The sequence below is a fragment of the Streptomyces sp. SID5643 genome, assembly GCF_009872555.1.
Taxonomy (GTDB): Bacteria; Actinomycetota; Actinomycetes; order Streptomycetales; family Streptomycetaceae; genus Streptomyces; species Streptomyces iakyrus.
In genome coordinates, this window is sequence record NZ_WWIC01000175.1 from 46226 (window position 1) to 67044 (window position 20819).

The following is a 20819-nucleotide window of genomic DNA, read 5'->3' on the forward strand; positions in this document are numbered from 1 at the left end:
CGGCCGCCGGAGCGCGCTTCGGCGGTGGTCCTCAGGTCGCGCGGACAGAACGAAACCCCGGGCGGGGACCCGGGGTCGGTTCGTTCCGCGGTGCGCCGGTTGTCAGACGAAGGCGCTCTCGCCTGTGATCGACTTGCCGACGATCAGGGTGTTCATCTCGCGGGTGCCCTCGAAGGAGTAGATGGCCTCGGCGTCGGCGAAGAAGCGGGCGATGTCGTGCTCCAGCAGGATGCCGTTGCCGCCGAAGATCTCACGGCTCCAGGCCACGACCTCCCGCATCCGGGAGGTGACGAACGCCTTGGCCAGGGAGGAGTGTTCGTCGCGGAAGATGCCGGCGTCCTGAAGCCGGGCGAGCTGGACCAGCATGCCCCAGGAGGCGGTGATGTTGCCGAGGCTCTTGACCAGCAGGTCCTGCACCAGCTGGAAACCGCCGATCGGGCGGCCGAACTGGCGGCGCTCCCGGGCGTAGTCCAGAGCCAGTTCATAGGCGCCGACCATGACACCGAGCGCCTGCCAGGCCACGCCCGCGCGGGTCGCCCGCAGGATCTCGGCGACGTCGCGGAAGGAGTTGATGTTGTGCAACCGGTCGGCCTCCGGAACCCGGACGTCGGTCAGGGTGATCTCGGCATTCTCCACGATCCGGAAGGCGATCTTGCCCTCGATCTTCACGGGGTCGAAGCCGGGCGTGCCCTTCTCGACGACGAAACCCTTGACGTGGTTGTCGTCGAGGTCGCGCGCCCACACCACGACGTGGTCGGCGAAGGTGGCGTTGCCGATCCACTTCTTGGCGCCGTTCAGGACCCAGGTGTCGCCCTCGCGCCGGGCGGTGGTGCGCATGCCGCCCGCGACGTCGGAGCCGCCGAGGGGCTCGGTCATGGCGAACGCGCCGATCTTGTCCATGGCGGCCATCTCCGGGAGCCAGCGGTCGCGCTGCTCCTGGTCGCCGCCGGACATGACGGAGTACATCGCCAGACCGTTGTGGACGCCGAAGAAGGTGGACACCGAGGCGTCGGTGCGGGCCATCTCCATGGCCATCGCGCCGTTGAGCAGGTTGCTGACGGCGGGCCGGTGCTCGCCGTAGCCCTCGTAGGGCAGACCGGCGAGGCCGCTGTCGCGGAAGAGGGTGATGAGCTCCTTCGGGAACGTGTCCTTGGCCCAGCTCTCGTTCACCAGCGGCTTGACCTCGTCGCGCATGAGGGCACGGGTCCTGAGCAGGAGCTTGCGCTCGTCGTCCGGCAGCAGGGCCTCGTAGGCGTAGAAGTCTGCGGTCAGCTGGTCCGCGAGCGGTTCCGTGGTGGTGGTCATCTCAGTTCTCCTCCTTGTCCGCGCTGTCGAGGGCGGCCAGGACAGCGAGTTGCCTGCGGTCGCGCGTCTCGGTGAGCTCCGAGTACGTGGAGGTGCCGTAGGCCTTTTCCACGGCTTCGATGAGCCGTTCCTGTGCTTGCTCCTGCTCCCTGTTCTGTTCCTCGTTGTGTTCCTTGTTCTGCGACGGGGTGCCGAGGCCCGCGCCCGTCCGCTGCATCGACGTGCCGATGTGCTCGACCAGGTGCCGGTAGCCGCCGGGGCCGCCGCCCAGGTGCGCGCCGAGGAACGGCCCGACCGTGGCCCAGCGCAGGCCCAGTGAGTTGATCACGACCTGGTCGAGGTCCTCCGGGGTCACCACACCCTCCTGGACGAGGTACGCGGCCTCGCGGCTGAGGGCGTTCTGCAGGCGGTTGCCGACGAAGCCGGGGATCTCCTTGCGCTCGACGACCGGGGTGCGGCCGACGGAGGTGTAGAAGTCCACCGCGTCCAGCACGGCGTCCTCGCCGGTGCGTGTCCCGGGCACGACCTCGACGAGCGGGACCAGGTGCGGCGGGTTGAAGGGGTGGCCGATCAGCACCCGTGCGGCGTCCTCGTCGGACAGCTCCCCGGTGAAAGCGGTCGACGGGATCGCCGAGGAGGAGCTGAGCAGCAGGGCGTGTGCGGGGGCCTCGCGTACGAGGGTGGCGAACAGCTCCTGCTTGAACCCTGCCCGCTCGGGGCCGTTCTCCTGGACGGCGTCCGCGTCCCGGACGGCTTCGGTGACGTCGGCGGCGATGTGCACACGGTCGGCGAGGCCGGTGACGTCCAGGCCGCGGGCGGCCAGGTGCGGGGCGTACGTCGCCAGGGCCTCCTCCACGGCCCCGGCGAGGTCGGGGCGCGGGTCGGCCACCCGGACGGTCAGGCCGTGGGCGGCGAACAGCGTGGCCCAGGACAGTCCGATGGTCCCGGCGCCGATCACCGCGGCGGTGCGGAAGGCACGGGTCATGACGCGGCTCCCTTCAGGTAGTCGTGGACCGGCTCGACGCCGGACAGCGTCAGGTCGGTGAGGATGTGGCCGGCGGAGACCACCTCCAGCACCGGCAGGTCGGCCAGCGGGGCGAGCACGTGCTGGAACAGCTGGAGCCGGGCGGGGCCGGTCCAGGCACCCTTGACGGTGACGTCGGTGATGCGGGTACGGACGAGTTCCTGCACACGCGGCCGACCGTCGTAGCCGGGGATCGTCTTGAGCATGAAGGTGGGCACGGTGATCTGCGCCGCGGCCTCGGCCCGGTCCAGTTCGTGGTGCTTGTAGCCCATGGTCGCGGTGGCGACCCGCAGGCTGCCGTGGTCGAGGGTGCCGACGAGCGCGCCGGAGTCGACGTACAGCGCCGGGGAGCCGATGACCTTCGGGTAGGCGGAGACCTCGCGGCCGGAGGCGGTCGCCGGGAAGTTGTCGAGGTGCATCGCGTGCAGGTACTCGCCCCGCTCGCCCTCGAAGCCGACCGCTATCGCCTGGCCGGCCTCGGTGTAGGGGCCGTAGCCGCTGACGTCACCCATCTTCATGACCTCGAACCGGACCAGCGGCTCGTCGATCCGCAGGGGCTCGGGGACCACGGCCCGCAGCGCGTCGGGGTCGGTGCGGTAGACGACGTTGAGGTACTCGCGGTCGGTGAAGCGCGGCACCATCGGCGCGTATGCCGGGCTGGTGAGGGGGGTGGTGACGTGCTCTCGTACGTCCTCGGCCTTCATGTCCGGCTCACCGCCCGGTCCACCGCGCGGGGCGGCGCTCGGCGAAGGCGGTCATGCCCTCGCGGACGTCGTCCGAGGCCATCAGGGTCTTCATCTCCCCGCGCTGGAAGGCGAAGGCCTCCTTCTCGGACGCTCCGTCGGCGGCGCGGACGACGCGCTTGACGGCCGCGAGGGCGAGCGGGGCGTTCGCCGCGACCCGTTCGGCCAGCCGGAGCGCCTCGGCGACGGCCTGCCCCGTGTCCGTGACCCGGTTGGCCAGGCCCAGTTCGCCGGCCCGGCGGCCGTCGACGGGATCACCGGTCAGCAGGAACTCCATCGCGAGGTGATGCGGAATGCGCCCGGGCAGCCGGATCACGCCGCCGCCCGCGGCGATCAGGCCGCGCTTGACCTCGGGCAGGCCGAACCGGGCGTCCTCGGCGGCGACGATCAGGTCGCAGGCCAGGGCCAGTTCGAAGCCGCCGCCCATGGCGAAGCCCTCCACGGCGGCGATCAGCGGCTTGCCCGGCCGGGCCTCGGTCAGGCCGCCGAAGCCGCGGCCCTCGACCTCGGGCGACTCGCCGCGCAGGGCGGCCTTGAGGTCCATGCCGGCGCTGAACGTGCCGCCCTCGCCGGTCAGGACGCCGACCCGCAGGGCGGGGTCGGCCTCCAGCTCGTCGAGTGCGGCGGCCAGCGCGGTGGCGGTCGCCGCGTTCACGGCGTTGCGGGCCTCGGGGCGGTCCAGGGTGATCAGCAGGGTGGAGCCGATGCGTTCGGTGCGCACGACGGCAGGTGCGGGGGTGCTCATGACGGTCCTCCTGTGGTGATCAGCGGGTGGTGGCGTCGAGTTCGGCGAGGACGTCCTCGGTGTCCTGGCCGGCGACCGGTGCGAGCCGGCGGATCGAGCCGGGGGTGGCGGAGAAGCGCAGCGGGATGCCGATGGTGCGGACCGTGCCCTCCGTCGGGTGCTCGGCGGTGTCGAGCAGGTGGCCGTCCCGGACGTAGGGGTCGTCGTGGGCGCGGTCGAGCTCCAGCACCGGGGCCATCGGGATGCTGTGCTCGGCGCACACCTCCGCCCACTCCTCGGTGGTCAGCGCCGGGGCGCAGGCCGCCAGCAGCGCGGCCAGGTCCTCGTGGTCGGCGCTGTCGATGGCGTCGCCGTTCACGCGCGGGTCCCCGGCGAGGTCCGGACGCCCGGCGGCGGTGAAGAAGTCCCGGTAGTTGTGCGGGTTGTACGGCATGACACAGGCCAGGCCGTCCTTGGTGCGCACGGCCTTGTGGCCCTTCAGCATCGACAGTGCGAAGCCGGTGGGGCCGGTCTCGGGCACGTGGGTGTGGCCCGCGAGGTGCTCGACCAGGTTGAACGCGATCAGCGTGTCCGTCATGGGGATCTCGATGAGCTGGCCCTGGCCGGTGTTGTTCCGGTGCAGCAGGGCGGCCAGCACGCTGTAGGCGATGGTCAGCGAGGAGACCTTGTCGCCGATGATGGTCGGCAGGTAGACGGGCTCGCCGAGTGCGCGGTCGGCGATGTCGACCAGGCCGGAGGCGGCCTGCACGGTCTCGTCGTACGCGGCGTTCCCGGCCCGGTCCGAGTCGCTGCGGAAGCCCTGGGCGTGCGCGTAGACGAGGCCGGGGTTGCGGGCGGCGATGTCGTCGTAGGACAGGCCGAGGCGGTGCAGGGCGCCGGGGCGCATGTTGGTGATCAGGACGTCCGCGGTGTCGATCAGCCGCAGTGCGCGTTCGCGGTCGGTGTCGTCCTTGAGGTTGAGGGCGACGCTGCGCTTGTTGCGGTTGACGTTGAGGTTCAGCGGGGTCATGCCCGGGGTCGTGCGGTAGTGGCCGTTGCGCACGGTGTCGGACGGCGACTCGATCTTGATCACGTCAGCGCCCAGGTCGCCGAGGATCTGGGCGGCGTAGGGGCCCATCACCACGGTCGAGAGGTCGATCACCCGGACGCCGTGCAGCGGGCCGGCGACGGTGTCGGTGCTGTCCGTCATCGGTTTCTTCACTCCTTCGCTCGCCATGTATGTGTATCTGGAAACTAAGTTAGCGCGGAGATTCTCCGAACGGAAACCAATGGTGTGACCGAATAACGAAAAGCGGCATGACCGCAGTGGTCATACCGCTTTTCGTGGAGATTTTATGGCGATTATGAGTGGAGCGGGTCGGCGAAGATCTCCCGGGCAGCCGCCGCAACTTCTTGCAGGTCACCGCCGTTCGCCCGGTCCTTGCGCCAGATCAGCCCGGTCTCCAGACGAGGATGGAAATCGGAGAAGGGAAGGACGGTGACGTTGTCGAGACGGTAATTCTGCACCGGACTTCTGGAGTCCAGCATGGAAATGGAGAATGCCAGACCACTGGAGACTATTTCGGAGATCCCCTCGAATGTGGCACTGCCCAGTTCGATGCGCTTCTTGATGCCGAGTTCGGCGAGCTGCTGGTCGAGGCCACGGAAGTAGGCGTTCGTCACCGCCGTCGGGGAGCCCGCGTAGGCGAGGTCCGCCAGTTCCGCGAGGGCGACGGACTCGCGCCCGGCGAACCGGTCCCGGGGCACGACCGCGCCGAGCCGCTCGGACATGACCGGCAGCCGCTCCAGCGCCGGGTCACCACCGGCCGGGAGCCGGGCCAGGGTCAGCGCCAGCCGGCCGTCGCACACGGCGTCGACGAGGCGGTCGGTGCCGCCGGGCCAGCGTTTGATCTCGAACCGGTCGCTGACCCGCTCGGCCAGGGCGTCCATCCGTTCCCGCAGGTCGGGATGGACACCGGTGGGCACGCCGAGCAGCAGGGTGGTGCGCTGCGGCCGGGCCGTCTCGTCCAGCCGCCAGGTGATGGAGTCGACCTGCTCCAGCACCCCGCGCGCGATCGGCAGCAGTGCGTTTCCGGCCGCGGTGAGCCGTACGTGATGGGTGTCCCGGTCGAACAGCCGGTGCCCGAGCTCGTTCTCGAGGTCCTTGATCCGCCGGCTCAGCGGAGAGGCGGCCATGTGCAGTTTGCGGGCGGCGGTGGAGAAGTTCAGCTCTTGGGCGACGGCGACGAAATAGCGCAGGTGCAGGAGCTCCACGGGATCAAGCGTAAAGGGTGGTGCCCAGCCGGAGTGCCGCCACGATCCATGACCGGTCACGCGCCTGCTGCCCGCCCGGACGTCGGCCCCGGGGCGAGCAATGGCCGCACCCGCTGGATGACTTCGCCGCCTCGTTCCCGCAACACTCGAAGCAGCTCGCCGCACCCCCCAGGTCATCCCCTTGTCCGCGCAAGCACTGCGATCAACGAACAAATCGCCTAAGCTTGGCAGGAGTTGACTTGAGCGAGGGGTGAGGATGCGCTCTGCCGTCACCAGCTCCCCGGAAGGTCGGCCGACCTGATGTCCCTCCTCCCCGAGCCCGGGCCGGATGACCTCGATCCCCCGTCCGCCTCCTTGGCGGGGCCCGAGGGTGATGCCGTGGCCTGTGGGCCCGGTCCGGCCGCGCGTACGTGGATGGCCCGAATCGCGATGCCCTCCGTCATGGCGCTCGGTGGGGCCGTCGTCTCTTACGCCAGCGTCGGCGAGGGGTTCGCCGGAAGCCCGTCCCTGTCCCAGGTCGTCGCCACGGGACTGACGGCCGGCATCACCTATCTCGGTACGGCTGCCGTGACCGACCGCGGGGTTGCGGAGCCTGGTCGTGTCAGCGATCCGCACGGGGCTCAGGACATGCCGTCGGAACAGCCGACGATAGCCCTCTGCTACCTGCCAGGGGAGCGGACCTGGGCGGACTGGACCGCGACGGTACTGGTCCGCGCCGGGTTCACCGTCCTGCGAAGGGGCGGGCTGCCGACCCGGGACGACCATCCGGATCAGGCCGTAGAGCAGCTCCTGGACGGCGCCGACAGCGCCCTGGTCCTGCTTCCCGAGGTTCCGCCGCAGAACCTGGCCCATTACGCCGGATGGCTTCACCATCTGATCGCCGCCCATGAGGCGGGCGAGCCGATCATCTGGATCCGCTACGGATCACTCGATCTCTGGGGCGACGCGCGGTGGGGAGAGGCCGATCCGCTCTCGACGCTGCCCCACGACGCCTGTCTGAACCTGTCGTCCAGGGAACCGGATGTGGCTGCGTCCGCTCTGGTGACACGACTCCACCGGTTCGGCCTCACACCCGGGGGTGCGGTGACAGACGTGGCACTTCTCGCCGCTGGGCTCGGCTACCCCGCATGGGGCGCGGCCATCACCAACTTTCCGCCGCGCAACCCGCACTTCACCGATCGTGACACTGCGTTGGCCACGTTGGCACAGTGCTTGCTCTCTGACGACGGCGGGTCCCGCCCCGACGCCGGCGGCCTGGTGGGTCTGCCGGGAGTCGGCAAGACTGAGACAGCGCTGGAGTTCGGACACCGCTTCGGCAGCCACTACGACGTGGTCTGGTGGGTCAATGCCGAGCGTCAGGTGTCATTGAGCGGTCAGCTCTCTGAACTCGCACGGACTCTGGGGGTGGAGGAGGTCCCGGACCTGACGGTGGTGCTCACCCGGCTCTGGAGCGCTCTGCGCGAGCGGAGCCGCTGGCTCCTTGTGTACGACAACGTCGAGCAGCCCCCGGATGTCTCCACGATCTGGCCCCGAGCGTCGAACGGCGACGTGCTGATCACGTCGCGCAACCCCAACTGGGGCTCTCTGGGCGTGACCCGGGTCCCGTTGAGAGCCTTCGACGTGGACGACGGCGAGGCCTTCCTCCTCAAACGCACGCGGGAATCCGACCGCGAGGCCGCGCGGGACGTCACCGCCCGCCTCGGCGGTCTTCCCTTCGCCCTGGAGTACGTCGGCGCCTATGTGGAGGAGCGCCGTGCGTCGCTGGCCGGATACCGGTCCCTGCTGGGTGAGGGACCGCGCCACATGTCAGCAGCAGCCGACACGGATTGGTTTGCCTCAGCCATGGCCACTTCCTGGAATGTCAGTTTCGACTCAGCCAACGACGAGAACCCGCATGTCCGGGCGCTGCTCTCCGTCTTCTCCTTTCTGGCGCCGGACGACATTCCAAGAGACCTGGTGCCCGAGCACATCGGTGTCGTCGACGGGGAGCGAGGGGGGCTCCCGGCCACACGTGCCGAGTACGACCGGGCGCTGGTGGTCCTGGTCAGGCTGTCGCTGGTCGACGCCACGGAGGACCGCATCACCATCCACCGCCTGGCTCAGGAGTATGTGCTCAGTCGGATGGCCGGTCCCGAGGAACAGCGCTGGGCGGTCTGTTCGGCCCTGACCTTGGTGAACGCAGCGTTCCCCCTGGAACCTTTGAGCCCTGCGTCCTGGGTGACGTGCCGACGTCTCATGCCGCACGTTCTGGAACTCACCGAGGCGCGGGCGGCCCACTACCCACTGCTCCAGGAGCGCTGTCCCACCCAATTGGGATCACTGCTGCTGCGTGCGGGACGCTATCTGCACCTCCGGGGCGAACACCGTCCGGCCCGGGGACTGCTGGAGCAGTCTGTGGAGGTGGAGTCGTCACGAGTGGAACCCGACCGACTGGCGAGAGCCACGGCGCTCGCCGCACTCGGCCGTGTCTACTACCACCAGGCCGAGCTGGGGGAGGCCCGCCGCGTGACCGAGCAGGCCATCGCGGCGGTCGGCGAACTCGGCGAACTCGGCGACCAAGAACACTTCGTGGGCCGACTGCGCCTCCATCTGAGTCGAATCCTTCGAGAGTCGACCGCATTCGAGGAAGCCGAACAGGTCGCCCGTGAGGTACTGGAGCGCTTGCGTCAGTCCGACGGCGTACGGCCTCCGCTGGTAGCGGAGGCGTGGGTGACGTACGGAGACGCCCTGTGGAGGCGCGGCCGTCTCCAGGAAGCCGCCGATGCCTACCGCGAGGCGCTTGAGGTCCGTTCTGCCCTGCCGGACACCCCGGCCATCGACATGGCCACGTGTCACAAGCATCTCGGCATCATCAGCCGGGAACTGGACGACCTCGATGCGGCGGAGCAGGAACTGCGCACGGCGCGCACCCTGCTCATCGCAGACTACGGGGCCGATTACGGGGAGAACCACCGCGACGTGATCGATGTCGACGGTCACCTCGCCGAGGTCCTGCGACGCTCGGGGCGCCTGGAGGAGGCGTATGGATTGCTCCGGCGGGTTGTTGCGGTGCGGGAGGAGGAGTTCCAGGACCACCCGGATGTGGCGGGTAGTCTCACGAAACTGGGTGCGCTGCTGTGCGACCAGGGCCGCTACGAGGAATCGATGTCGGTGCTGGACCGGGCCGTCGCCATGTTCGAGCGGTGCATGGGCAACGAGCACCCGTACGTGGCCGACGCGGTGGTCGAGCGCTCACTGACCCGGCGTGCGGCGGGGGACCAGGAGGGCGCGGTCACTGACATCGGCAGGGCCGTTTCCATCTATGTGGCCCGGTATGCGGCGGGGCACCCCGATCTTGAGCGGGCACAGCGTGTGCGGCAGGCGATCACTCCGTAGGAGCCGGTGGGCCGTACTCCGGCCCGGTACGCACGCCGCTGGGGCGGCCGCCTTCCCCCTGCGGCCCGGATGTCTCGAACGTGAGGTCCGTGCCCTCGTGGAGGGAAGACACTTCCACACGGCGATGGCCTCCTGACGGCTGCCGAGCGGGTGAATACGAGCCTCTGCGCACAGCGACCGCCGACACGCCGGGATGACATGCCGCACACCCGACTAGCGATGGGCGGCAAACAGCGATGCCGAAGTTCCTCATTCAGGCCGGTTACACCACCTAAGGCTCCAAGGGCCTGCTCGGAGAGGGGGGCAGTGGGCGCCGGGCCGCGTGGAGCAGGTCGTCAGCGGGCTCGGGGGGCGGGTCGAGGCGATGTACTTCGCCTTCGGGGACGACGACGTCGTGATGATCCTCGACTTCCCCGACAGCGTCTCCATGGCCGCCGTCAGCCTCACCGTCAAGGCCAGCGGGACCGTCCGCACCCGGGCGACACCACTGCTCACCGTCGAGGAGATCGACGAGGCCGTCCGCCGAGAGGTCACCTTCCGGGCCGCGGGAGCGTGAGGGGGTGCGCGCCCGCTGCGAGGCGTCGCGGCCCGTCACACCGGCTCGGCCACCCGGCGGTGGCCGGAGAGCACGACGAGTCCGCCGATGACGGCGAGGCCCATCAGGGCGGTGCCGAAGAGGGTCGCGCCGGTGGGCAGGCCCACCGCGTCCATGAGGTAGCCGGTGGACACCGGCAGGAGGCCGGCCGGGAGGTAACCGCCCACGTTCAGCGCGGCGTTGGCCTCGGCGAGACGCTGCGCCGGGACGGTGGAGTTGAGCAGTGACAGGCCGCCGAGCTGGCCCATGCCCTGGCCGGCCCCGGCGAGCAGGGCGGAGGCGACGAGCAGCGCGACCGACGAGGCGTGCACGGCGGCGATCAGCGCGGCCATGCTGAGGGTGGTGCTGATCGCACCGGCGGCCAGGATGGTGCGCCGGGGCAGCCTCTGCACGGCGAACTGGACGCCGGTGGCGGCGAGGAACATGGCGAACGCCATGGCTCCGGCCACGATCCGGCTGGTGGTGCCGAGCAGTTCGGTCAGCAGGGTGGGGCCGAGCGACAGCACGAAGGACGTGGCGGTGATGCCGGGGGCGAACACCGCGATGCCCAGGGCGAGATGGATGCCGTTGCCGTGCGGCACGCCGGGCACGCGCACCCAGGCGCCCTTGCCGCGGCCGGCGGGACGGCGTACCGGCATGCGCAGCACGGCGAGGACGGCCGTGAGCAGCAGGACCGCCTCGACGACGAAGACGGTGACGGTGGGGCCCGGGAGCGTCTCGCTCAGCAGGCCGGCGAGCAGCGGGCCGAGACCGGCCCCGAAGACCATCGCGCAGGAGGCCGGCAGCGCGGCCAGCCGCTTGCGCTCCGGGCCCGCCACGTCCATCACCGCGGCCATTCCGGCGGAGACGACCGCGCCGACGGCGATACCGGTGAACAGCCGGGCGACGATCAGGGCGACGACCGTCGTGGCGGTCGCGAAGATCGCGCATGCGGCCAGGGCGAGCGCGAGGGCGGGCAGCAGCACGGGCTTGCGTCCCAGCCGGTCGGAGACGACGCCCGACACGAGCAGCGAGCCGAGCAGTCCGACGATGTAGAACGCGAAGACGACGGTCAGCGTGCCCTTGGAGAACCCGATGTCGCGCTGCCACAGCACGTACAGCGGGGTCGCCGCGTTGGACAGCACGAAGACGGCGGTGACCGGCCAGGCCGCCAGCCACACCCACCAGGTGGGCGTGCGGGCCGCGGCGGCCCGCTCCGGCGGTGCGGGCGTGGCCGGCTCCGGCACTGCGGCCGGCTGGTCATCCACCTGATGGGCGTCCACCGTCCCGGCGGACGAGGTCCGGCTCTGCGACATGGGTTGCTCCCTCGGCAAGCTAAGTACGAGTCCATTCGAACTTAACATGCAGTACGATTAAACTCGTACATAGGATTTCGGTTACAGGGAGTTGCCTATGTCTGCGACGGTTCGACAGGCGCCGGTCATCAAGGTCGTGCCGGAGCCGGAGAACCTGCCGGAACCGCTGCCCGAGCCGGCGGTCGGGGAGCTGCGGCTGGAGACCGTGCTGGGCGCGCTGAGCGACCCGCTGCGGCTGCGGATCGTGCGCAAACTCCTGCTCGACTCGGAGGCGTTCGACCACTCCTGCGGCTGGTTCGGCCTCGACCGCCCCAAGTCCTCCCTCACCCACCACTTCAAGGCCCTGCGCGAGGCCGGCGTCACCCGCCAGCGCCAGTACGGCCTGGAACGCCGCAGCCACGTCCGCGTGGATGACCTCAACGCCCGGTTCCCCGGGCTGGTGGACCTGGTGGCGGCCTGGACACCGCCGGACGCGCCCTGAACCAGGGCTTGTTCTCCCGGCGCGTGAGGCCGCCGTCCCGCTACCGTTCCGGGGTCGGGCCGCACGGGACGGGGGCAGGTCGCCATGGGCATACGCGGGGAAGTGCGCGCGTGGTGGGAGCGCGGGCGGGCGCTGGGAGCGGCCCATCCGCTTCTGGTCGACATCGGCGTCGCGCTGCTCGTCCAGGGCGCGATGACGATGCCGTTCCTGGTGCCGCGCGCGCCCGGGCTGCCGCCGGCGACCTGGGCCGCGTACGGGATGAGCACGCTCACCGTCGTGCCCCTGGTCTGGCGCCGGCGCGCTCCGCTCGCCGTGCTGTTCGCGATACTGGGCACCAACCTGCTGTACCGGCTGACCGTCGACGGGCCCGGGCAGCCGCTGCCGTACGCCGGGCTGGTGGTCACGTACACCATCGCCGCGCTGGCGGGCCCGGTGCGGCGGCTCGTCGCCGGACTGGTGCTGGTGGTGGCCGTGCCGGTGGGCGTCTGGCTCAACACCCGGTCGGCCCGTGAACTGACCTTCTCCGTCTTCGTCTTCGCCGCGGCCTACGTCTTCGGGCGGCTGACCGACGCCCGGCAGCGGGCCCACCGCGTCGAGGCCGAACAGGCCGCCGCGCGCGAACGGGCCCGGATCGCGCGGGAGATGCACGACATCCTCTCCCACGCCGTGAGCCTGATGATCGTGCAGGCCGAGGCCGGACCGGTGGCGGTACGGGCCGCGCCCGAGCGGGCCGAGGCCGCCTTCGACGCCATCTCCGCGACCGGGCGGGACGCCATGGCGCAACTGCGTCACATGCTCGGGGTGCTCCGGGACGGTGCCGAGGAGGGCGGCACCGCCCCGCGCGAGCCGCAGCCCGGGCTCGGCGCGCTGCCCGGCCTTCTCGACCGGGTGCGCGGCAGCGGGCTCGACGTGGAGTACCGGACCGCGGGAGACACCGGGCCGGTGGCCGACGGGGTCGGGGTGACCGTCTACCGGGTGGTCCAGGAGGCTCTGACCAATGTCGTCAGGCACGCGGAGGCGCAGACCGTGACCGTGGAACTGATCCGCAGGGAGGACGAGTTGGAGGTCGGCGTGAGCGATGACGGGCGAGGGGCGCAGGCCGTGCCCCACCGGGGCGGGCACGGGCTCGCCGGCATCCGGGAGCGGGCCGCCGCGCACGGGGGCGACGCGGTCGCCGGGCCGGGAGCGGACGGGCACGGCTTCGAGGTGCGGGTGCGCATTCCCCTCTCCGTCGCGGCGGAGGCGGGGACGTGACGATCCGTGTCGTCGTCGCCGACGACCAGGAACTCGTGCGCAGCGGCTTCGCGATGATCCTGGACGCGCAGCCGGACATCGAGGTCGTCGCCGAGGCGGCTGACGGCGGCGGCGCCGTCGACGCGGTGCGCCGGCACGCGCCCGACGTCGCGCTGCTCGACATCCGGATGCCCCGCACGGACGGCATCGAGGCCTGCCGGGTGATCAGCGCGGCGAGCGACTGCCGGACGGTGATGCTGACGACCTTCGACTCCGACGAGTACGTGTACGACGCGCTGCACGCGGGCGCGAGCGGCTTCCTGCTCAAGGACGTCCGCCGCGACGACCTCGTGCACGCCGTGCGGGTCGTCGCCCGGGGCGACTCGCTGCTCGCCCCCTCCGTCGCCCGGCGGCTGGTCGAGCAGTACACCCGGCCCGCCGCCGCCCGCGGCCGCCGGCCCGACCCGCGGCTGGACGTCCTGACCGCCCGGGAGCGCGAGACGCTGCTGCTGCTCGCGCGCGGCCTGTCGAACGCCGAGATCGCCGCCGAGCTGGTGGTCAGCGACCACACCGTCAAGACGCACGTCGGCAACGTGCTGGCGAAACTGGGCCTCCGGGACCGCATCCAGGCCGTGATCTGCGCGTACGAGACCGGCCTCGTCGCGGCCGGGGATCCCCCGCCCGGGGGAGCGGCCGGGGCCGGGCCCTCCCCCGCGCAGGCGAGGAAGTGACGCCGCAGGACCACCGGCGGGGGCGATCCGCGGGACGGCACGGCTGCGGAGGATGAGGGCGTCGCACAACGTCGCCTCGTCCCAACGGAGTTCGCCATGAAGATGCGTACCGGTCTGCTCACCGCCGCCGTCCTCGTCGCCGGGATCGCCGTGGGGCCGTCCGTGCTCCCGGCCGCCGCCTCCGCCCCCGCCGCGTCGACGGCCGCGCCGTCCCCGGGCCCGGCCCTCGAAGCCGCCATCGCGGGCCTTCCCCGTGCCGACGCCACCGCCGCGCTCGTGCGGGTCGGGGGCAGGGAAGGTGTCTGGCACGGCAGTTCGGGTGTGCACGATCTGCGGACCGGCCGGCCCGCCGATCCGGCCGCCCGCTTCCGCGCCGGGTCGGTGACCAAGGTCTTCACCGCCGCGGTCGCCCTGCAACTGGCCCAGGAGGGACGGCTGGACCTCGACCGCAGCGCCCGCTCCTACCTGCCGGAGCTGATCCCGGCGTCGTACGCGGGCGTCACCGTCCGGCAGCTCCTCAACCACACGCACGGCATCCCGGCCCCCGGCTTCCCCGGCACCACCGTCGAGGAGGCGTACGCGAACCGTTTCCAGGTCCACGACCCCGAGGACATGGTCCGCTCGGCCACGTCGAAGAAGCGCGAGTTCGCGCCGGGCGAGCGCCAGCACTACCTCAACATCGGCTACACCGTCACCGGCCTGCTCATCGAGCGCGTCACCCATGACTCCTACGAGCGCCAGGTCGCCCGGCGGGTGCTCGGGCCGCTCGGGCTGCGGAACACCTACCTCCCCGGGTCCGCCGCCCGCATCGCCGGGCCGCACAACCACGGCTACCAGACCATGCGCCTGGACGACGGCACGACCGGGCTCCGGGACGTCTCCGTGTGGAGGGCGACGGACGGATGGGCGGCCGGGGACATCATCTCGACCACCGCCGACCTGGAGCGCTTCACCGACGCCCTGTTCCAGGGCCGTGTGGTGCGCGGGCCGCTGCTGGAGGAGATGTTCACCCTGCCGGAGGTGACCGACTTCGGGACGGGGGAACCGGCCGCCTACTCCGTGGGCCTGTCCATGAAGGTGCTGGGCGGACGCGAGGTGTGGGGCAAGACGGGCGGGCGCTGGGGGTACAACGCCGCCATCGCCTCCACCCGCGACGGCTCCCGCACCCTCGTCTACAGCGTCAACTCCACCGACGCCAAGGGCGAGGGCATGAACAGGACCGCCGAGAGCATCATGGTGGCGGCGTACGGCAGGCCGTAGGACCCCGCGTCACGCCGGTGGCGTCGCCCGCACCAGCCCCGTCTGGTACGCGATGACGACCAGTTGCGCGCGGTCCCGGGCGTGCAGCTTGGTCATGGCCCGGTGGATGTGCGTGCGCACGGTCAGCGGGCTGAGCGTGAGGTCCTCGGCGATCTCCGTGTTGGACCGGCCCTCCGCGGCCAGCGCCATCACCTCCCGCTCCCGGACCGTGAGGTCGGCGAGGCGCTCGGGGGACGCGAGGCCGGTGCCGGGGGCCGGCGCCATGAGGAAGCGGGTGATCAGGGAGCGGGTGGCGACGGGCGAGAGGAGGGCCTCGCCGGAGGCCACCGTGCGCAGACCCGTCAGGAGGGTGTCGGCGGTGACGTCCTTGCCGAGGAAGCCGCTGGCGCCGGCGCGCAGGGCCTGGGCGACGTAGTCCTCGGTCTCGAACGTGGTCAGGATCAGGACGCGGGTGGCGGACAGCTCCGGGTCGGCGCACAGCTCGGAGGTGGCGGTGAGGCCGTCGGTGCCGGGCATGCGGATGTCCATGAGGACGATGTCGGGGCGGAGCTCCCGGGTCCGCTCGACCGCCTCGGCGCCGTCGGAGGCCTCGGCGACCACCTCCAGGTCCGGGCACGAGTCGATGAGGATGCGGAACGTGGCCCGCAGCAGCGCCTGGTCGTCGGCGAGCAGCACCCTGATGCTCATGCGGGGGTTCCTTCCGCGAGGTGGACGGAGGGTTGCAGGGGCAGCGCGGTGGTGACCTCGAAGCCGCCCTGGGGGCGGGGGCCCGCGCACAGTTCGCCGCCGATGGACAGGGCGCGTTCGCGCATGCCCGTCACGCCGAAGCCGCGCCCCCGGGCGGCCTCCGGTTTGCTGGGGCCGTCGTTGCTGACCGTGATCAGCAGCCGGGAGCCGGTGTAGGTGAGCAGGACGCGGGCGGCCTCGGCCGTGGCGTGCTTGGTGACGTTGGTGAGGGCCTCCTGCACGATCCGGTACGCGGTCAGGTCGACGCCGGGCGACAGCGGCTGCGGCTCCCCCGCCGTGGTGACGGTGACCTTCAGCCCCGCCGACTGGCACGCCGAGACCAGTTCGGGCAGGCGGGCCAGGCCCGGGGACGGTTCCAGCCCCGGGGAGCCGGGGGCGTCGTCGTCGCGCAGCAGACCGAGCGTGGCCTTGAGTTCCCGCAGCGCGGAGGACGTGGTGCCGGTCAGGTCGGTGAGGATCTTCCGGCTCTGCTCGGGGCTGGTGAGGGCGAGGTGGGCGGCCGTGCCCGCCTGGGCGTTGGCCAGAGCCATGTGGTGGGCCACCACGTCGTGCAGCTCCCGGGCGATGCGCACCCGCTCCTCGGTGACCCGCAGGCGGGCCTCCTCCTCCCTGGTGCGCTCGGCGCGTTCGGCCCGGGCCTGCACCGACCGGAGGTAGGCGCGCCGCAGTTGCGTCATCTTGCCGGCGGCGAGCGGCAGCATCAGCCAGAAGACCGGGCCGATCGTCCGCAGCAGCAGCGAGACGTGGTTCATGGAGCCCGAGAACACCGCCGCGAGCGTCACCGCGAACAGGGTGATCAGACCGTGGATGCGGGTGGACCTGCGGTCGGTGAGCGCGGCCAGCCAGTAGAGGGCCGCCATGACCGGTGCCAGCAGCAGGGGCGTGACCAGGTAGCCGAGTCCGACCGCGGTCACCGTGCAGGCCCCGGCCACGACGACGGTGGTGCGCGGGTGGGTGCGGTGCTTGAGCAGGACGAGACAGGCCACTCCCATGACGGCGGCGGTGGTCTCGTCATGGTCCGGCGGTCCGGCACCGGGCATGGTGAGCGTGGCGCCGAGGGCGGTACAGCCCATCAGGGCCAGGACCATCGCCAGATCGACGAGGAACACGTGGCGTGCCGAGAACTCCTCGAGGCGGTCCTGGTAGCGCCGCTCCAGACTGATGATCATCGGGCTCTCCGGTCGGTGGGGCTGGGACCATCGTGGTCGACGGCGGGCCGCAACGCCCGGGAGCCGCCCGTGTCCTTCACCACGGACGGCCCTGGGCGGGGGTTCCTCAGGTGCGGGCCGGCTCCAGGCCGGGTGCGGTGTCCGCGGCCGGTTCCCGCGCCGGCCGGCTGAGGGCCTCACCCTCCACGTCGACCCGCGGCAGCGCCCGGTCCAGCCACTTCGGCAGCCACCAGGCCTTGTCACCGAGCAGGGCGAGGACGGCCGGCACGATCGCCATCCGTACGACGAAGGCGTCGAACAGGACGGCCGAGGCGAGCCCGAAGCCGATCATCTTGATCATGGAGTCGCTCTCGCCGATGAACCCGGCGAACACCGCGATCATGATGAGGGCGGCGGCCACGACCACCCGGGCGCTGTGGCGGAAGCCGGAGGTGATCGCCTGGGAGGGCGACTCGCCGTGGACGTACGCCTCCCGCATGCGGGAGACGAGGAACACCTCGTAGTCCATCGCGAGGCCGAAGACGATGCCCACCAGGAAGATCGGCATCAGGCTCATGATCGGGCCGGTCTGCTCCACGCCGAGGAGTTCCGCGCCGTGGCCCTGCTGGAAGACCACGACGACCGCGCCGAGCGAGGCCAGCACCGACAGCAGGAAGCCGAGGGCCGCCTTGAGCGGGACGAGCAGGGACCGGAAGACCACCAGCAGCAGCACGATCGCCAGGCCGACCACGACGACCAGGTACGGAATGAGCGCCGCCTGGACCTTCTCGGCGATGTCGATGTTCATCGCGGTGGTGCCGGTGACCTCGTAGCTCGCACCGGTGCCGGACTCGATACCGGGGCGCTCGTCCCGGATGGCGGTCACCAGGTTCCTGGTCTTCTCGTCGGTCGGCGCGGTGGCGGGCACGGCCGAGAAGACGGCGGTGTCGCCGGCCTCGTTGAAGCGGGCCGGGGAGACGGACACGACGCCCTCGGTGCCGCCGATCTCCTTGGCGATCGTGCCGGCGGCGGCCTTCGGGTCGGCTGCGCCCTTGGCGTCCACGACGACGGTCAGCGGTCCGTTGAAGCCCGGTCCGAAGCCCTCGGCGAGCGCGTCGTAGGCCCGGCGCTCGGTGGTGGAGACCGGCTTGGCCTCGTCCCCGGGCATGCCCAGCTGGAGATCGGCGGCGGGCAGGGCGAGGGCGCCCAGGCCGACGACGCCGAGGAGCAGGACGGGCAGGGGGCGGCGCAGCACGAACCGCGCCCAGCGGGTGCCGGCGTTGGCCCCGGTGCTCTCCTCGATCCGGCCGCTCCTGCGGGCCTTGCGGGTGAGCACGGCGTTCGGCCAGAAGCCGAGGAGCGCCGGGACGAGGGTGAGGGCGATCAGCACGGCGACGACGACCGCGCCCGCCGCGGCCAGCCCCATCTTGGTGAGCATCGGGATGCCGACCACGGCGAGACCGGCCAGCGCGATCACGACGGTGAGCCCGGCGAACACGACCGCGGAACCGGCCGTGCCGACGGCCGTTCCGGTCGCCTCCTGCGGTGTGCGGCCCTTGGCGCGCTCCTCGCGGTAGCGGGAGACGACGAACAGGGCGTAGTCGATGCCGACGGCGAGGCCCAGCATCATCGCGAGGGTGCCGGTGGTCGTGGACAGGCCCAGGGCACTGGACAGGGCGAGGATCGTGGCCATGCTCACGCCGACGCCGATCACGGCCGTCAGCAGGGGCAGCCCGGCGGCGGCCAGCGAACCGAAGGTGATCAGGAGCACCACCGCGGCGATCGCCACGCCGATCAGCTCGGCCATGCCGCCCGGCCCGCCCTCGGCGGCCAGCGCGGAACCGCCCGCCTCGACGGTCAGCCCGGAGTCCCGCGCCTGGTCGATGGTCCGCTCCAGATGGCTGCGGCCGGCGTCGGTGAGGTCGGCCGCGCCGACCTTGTAGGTGACCGTCGCGAAGGCCGTCGTGCCGTCCTTGCTGATGGTCTTCGCCGCGAACGGGTCGACGGCGTTCGCGACCTGCGTGCCGTCGCCGAGTCCGGCCACGGCCTTCTCGACGGCCTTCTTGTTCTCGGCGGCCGTGACCTTCTCGCCGCTCGGCGCGATGAAGACGACCCGGGCCGTCGCGCTGTCGGCCGTGGCGCCGGGGAAGCGCTGCTCCATCAGGTCGAACGCCTTCTGGGACTCGATGCCGGGCATCGAGAACTCCTCGTCGACGGCCCCCGGCGCCTTGAGGGCGCCCAGTCCCACGGCGGCCAGGACGGCCGCCCAGACAAGGGCGACGTACCAGCGCCGCCGGAAGGCCAGACGGCCCAGTCGATACAGGAAAGCAGCCACGGCAGGAGATCTCCCCATCTGGTGTCGGACGTGTGTCGAGCCTGTCCGTGAGGGGGCCGTCCCGTCGTCGTGCGCCTGCCGACAATCTCCGGTACTCGAAACGCAGTACGAACGGGCGGACCGATCCACCCCGGGTACGAGATTTCCGGGCCATCCGACGCGGCCTGTGCTACGTTGGTTCGCGTTGCAGTTTTGGTTCCCAGAGACTTCGAGTGCTCTTTCGACCTTTTGTCGACGAGCACTCTTTTTTGTGTCCGAGGATTCTCGGATCTCCTTAGGGTGATCAGATCGGCGACTACGGGTCCGCAAGGTGCGGGCCCTGAGTACTGCCCTCAAGGGAGATTCATATGGCTACCGGCACCGTGAAGTGGTTCAACTCGGAAAAGGGCTTCGGCTTCATCGAGCAGGAGGGTGGCGGCCCGGACGTCTTCGCCCACTACTCGAACATCGCCACCTCTGGCTTCCGTGAGCTCCAGGAAGGCCAGAAGGTCACCTTCGACGTCACGCAGGGCCAGAAGGGCCCGCAGGCCGAGAACATCGTTCCCGCCTGACGCGTACGCGAACGCCCTGAACCGGGGCCCGCACCCTCGCGGTGCGGGCCCCGGCTCGTTTTGCACTTCTCCGGCTCAACTCTTGCGAATCCAGCGGCCCTTCGGCGCCGCCGCGCATTCCTCGACGCGTGCCGCATCGAGGAAGGTTCCGCATGGACCGCACCGCTCGTAAGAACAACGGCTCTCCCCATTCCCGCGGCAACGGGCACCGGCCCCGCAAGTCCGGCGGCGCCGGCAACGCCGGCCGCTCCGCGGGCGGCGGACGCGGAGGGCGCCGTCCCGCTCCCAGCCAGGAGTTCGCACCGCCCGCCACCGTCACCCCGGCGCTGCCCGCCGTCGAGGCGTTCGACGACCTCGACCTGCCCGAGCGGCTCAAGGCCGCGCTGCGCGCCGAGGGCCTGACCGCGCCGTTCCCGATCCAGGCGGCGACGCTGCCCAACTCGCTGGCCGGCCGGGACGTCCTCGGCCGCGGCCGCACCGGCTCGGGCAAGACCCTCGCCTTCGGGCTCGCTCTGCTGGCCCGCGTCGACGGGCAGCGGGCCGAGACCCGGCAGCCCCTGGCTCTCGTCCTGGTGCCCACCCGTGAGCTGGCCCAGCAGGTCACCGACGCCCTCACCCCGTTCGCCCGCGCGCTGCGGCTGCGGCTCGCCACGGTGGTCGGCGGCCTGCCGATCGGCCGGCAGGCGAACGCGCTGCGCACCGGCGCCGAGGTCGTCGTCGCCACGCCCGGCCGGCTCAAGGACCTCATAGACCGGGGTGACTGCCGACTGGACCACGTGGGCATCACGGTCCTCGACGAGGCCGACCAGATGACCGACATGGGCTTCATGCCGCAGGTCACCGCGCTGCTCGACCAGGTGCGGCCCGGCGGGCAGCGGATGCTGTTCTCGGCCACCCTGGACCGCAACGTCGACCGGCTGGTCCGCACCTACCTGCACGACCCCGTGGTCCACTCCGTCGACCCGTCCGCGGGCGCCGTCACCACGATGGAGCACCAC

The 20819-nt window shown here is 71.4% G+C and carries 18 protein-coding genes; 8 read left to right on the forward strand and 10 right to left on the reverse strand.

What is annotated here, in order from left to right; translation table 11 throughout:
* Nucleotides 1-102: 102 nt before the first annotated feature.
* The 6 genes from GTY56_RS20850 to GTY56_RS20875 all read right to left on the reverse strand — a co-directional run bounded on the left by GTY56_RS20850 (nucleotide 103) and on the right by GTY56_RS20875 (nucleotide 6070).
* Nucleotides 103-1305: an acyl-CoA dehydrogenase family protein gene (locus GTY56_RS20850; RefSeq protein ID WP_161366873.1), complete on the reverse strand. Its 1203-nt coding sequence runs from the start codon at nucleotides 1303-1305 to the stop codon at nucleotides 103-105.
* A gap of 1 nt (nucleotide 1306) precedes the next feature.
* A complete protein-coding gene (locus GTY56_RS20855; protein WP_161366874.1) occupies nucleotides 1307-2290 on the reverse strand; it encodes a 3-hydroxyacyl-CoA dehydrogenase NAD-binding domain-containing protein in 984 nt (327 codons plus the stop codon).
* A complete protein-coding gene (locus GTY56_RS20860; RefSeq protein WP_161366875.1) occupies nucleotides 2287-3033 on the reverse strand; it encodes an acetoacetate decarboxylase in 747 nt (248 codons plus the stop codon). The genes GTY56_RS20855 and GTY56_RS20860 overlap by 4 nt, the downstream gene beginning before the upstream one ends.
* 7 nt (nucleotides 3034-3040) lie before the next feature.
* Nucleotides 3041-3817, reverse strand: coding sequence for a crotonase/enoyl-CoA hydratase family protein (locus GTY56_RS20865; protein ID WP_161366876.1), 777 nt, complete (start codon nucleotides 3815-3817; stop codon nucleotides 3041-3043).
* Between the two features lie 19 nt (nucleotides 3818-3836).
* On the reverse strand, nucleotides 3837-5006 hold the full coding sequence (locus tag GTY56_RS20870) for a CaiB/BaiF CoA transferase family protein (protein WP_161366877.1): 1170 nt from the start codon (nucleotides 5004-5006) through the stop codon (nucleotides 3837-3839).
* Nucleotides 5007-5158: 152 nt separating this feature from the next.
* The gene (locus GTY56_RS20875) at nucleotides 5159-6070 is read right to left on the reverse strand and encodes a LysR family transcriptional regulator (RefSeq protein WP_161366878.1); all 912 of its coding nucleotides are present in this window, start codon (nucleotides 6068-6070) and stop codon (nucleotides 5159-5161) included.
* A gap of 567 nt (nucleotides 6071-6637) precedes the next feature.
* Between GTY56_RS20875 and fxsT the strand changes: the two genes are divergently transcribed.
* Nucleotides 6638-9445, forward strand: a complete 2808-nt coding sequence (gene fxsT, locus GTY56_RS20880; RefSeq protein ID WP_161366879.1) for an FxSxx-COOH system tetratricopeptide repeat protein — start codon at nucleotides 6638-6640, stop codon at nucleotides 9443-9445.
* A gap of 322 nt (nucleotides 9446-9767) precedes the next feature.
* A complete protein-coding gene (locus GTY56_RS40680; RefSeq protein ID WP_346345529.1) occupies nucleotides 9768-10001 on the forward strand; it encodes a GYD domain-containing protein in 234 nt (77 codons plus the stop codon).
* A 35-nt stretch (nucleotides 10002-10036) separates the two neighbouring features.
* Here GTY56_RS40680 and GTY56_RS20890 read toward each other — a convergent pair whose 3' ends face one another.
* Nucleotides 10037-11335 carry an MFS transporter gene (locus tag GTY56_RS20890; protein WP_237524946.1) on the reverse strand — a complete coding sequence of 433 codons (1299 nt, stop codon included), beginning with the start codon at nucleotides 11333-11335 and terminating at the stop codon, nucleotides 10037-10039.
* Between the two features lie 97 nt (nucleotides 11336-11432).
* Between GTY56_RS20890 and GTY56_RS20895 the strand changes: the two genes are divergently transcribed.
* The 4 genes from GTY56_RS20895 to GTY56_RS20910 all read left to right on the forward strand — a co-directional run bounded on the left by GTY56_RS20895 (nucleotide 11433) and on the right by GTY56_RS20910 (nucleotide 15040).
* Entirely contained in the window at nucleotides 11433-11816 is a 384-nt protein-coding gene (locus GTY56_RS20895) for an ArsR/SmtB family transcription factor (RefSeq protein WP_161366880.1), read from the forward strand.
* A gap of 84 nt (nucleotides 11817-11900) precedes the next feature.
* Entirely contained in the window at nucleotides 11901-13070 is a 1170-nt protein-coding gene (locus GTY56_RS20900) for a sensor histidine kinase (RefSeq protein WP_161366881.1), read from the forward strand.
* Nucleotides 13067-13780 (forward strand): response regulator, encoded by a 714-nt coding sequence (locus tag GTY56_RS20905; RefSeq protein WP_161366882.1) that lies wholly within the window; start codon nucleotides 13067-13069, stop codon nucleotides 13778-13780. The genes GTY56_RS20900 and GTY56_RS20905 overlap by 4 nt, the downstream gene beginning before the upstream one ends.
* 96 nt (nucleotides 13781-13876) lie before the next feature.
* Nucleotides 13877-15040: a serine hydrolase domain-containing protein gene (locus tag GTY56_RS20910; RefSeq protein WP_161366883.1), complete on the forward strand. Its 1164-nt coding sequence runs from the start codon at nucleotides 13877-13879 to the stop codon at nucleotides 15038-15040.
* A gap of 9 nt (nucleotides 15041-15049) precedes the next feature.
* Here GTY56_RS20910 and GTY56_RS20915 read toward each other — a convergent pair whose 3' ends face one another.
* The 3 genes from GTY56_RS20915 to GTY56_RS20925 all read right to left on the reverse strand — a co-directional run bounded on the left by GTY56_RS20915 (nucleotide 15050) and on the right by GTY56_RS20925 (nucleotide 19270).
* Nucleotides 15050-15727 (reverse strand): response regulator transcription factor, encoded by a 678-nt coding sequence (locus tag GTY56_RS20915; protein ID WP_161366884.1) that lies wholly within the window; start codon nucleotides 15725-15727, stop codon nucleotides 15050-15052.
* The gene (locus tag GTY56_RS20920) at nucleotides 15724-16956 is read right to left on the reverse strand and encodes a sensor histidine kinase (protein WP_161366885.1); all 1233 of its coding nucleotides are present in this window, start codon (nucleotides 16954-16956) and stop codon (nucleotides 15724-15726) included. Before GTY56_RS20920 ends, GTY56_RS20915 begins: the two co-directional genes overlap by 4 nt.
* A gap of 106 nt (nucleotides 16957-17062) precedes the next feature.
* Nucleotides 17063-19270 carry an MMPL family transporter gene (locus GTY56_RS20925; protein ID WP_161366886.1) on the reverse strand — a complete coding sequence of 736 codons (2208 nt, stop codon included), beginning with the start codon at nucleotides 19268-19270 and terminating at the stop codon, nucleotides 17063-17065.
* 347 nt (nucleotides 19271-19617) lie between these two features.
* On the opposite strand from GTY56_RS20925, the gene GTY56_RS20930 reads away from it, so the two are divergent.
* Complete coding sequence (locus tag GTY56_RS20930) at nucleotides 19618-19821, forward strand: cold-shock protein (RefSeq protein ID WP_003991681.1); 204 nt, start codon at nucleotides 19618-19620, stop codon at nucleotides 19819-19821.
* A 152-nt stretch (nucleotides 19822-19973) separates the two neighbouring features.
* Nucleotides 19974-20819 (forward strand): DEAD/DEAH box helicase (locus tag GTY56_RS20935; RefSeq protein ID WP_161366887.1); only part of this gene is annotated, 846 nt, incomplete at its 3' end.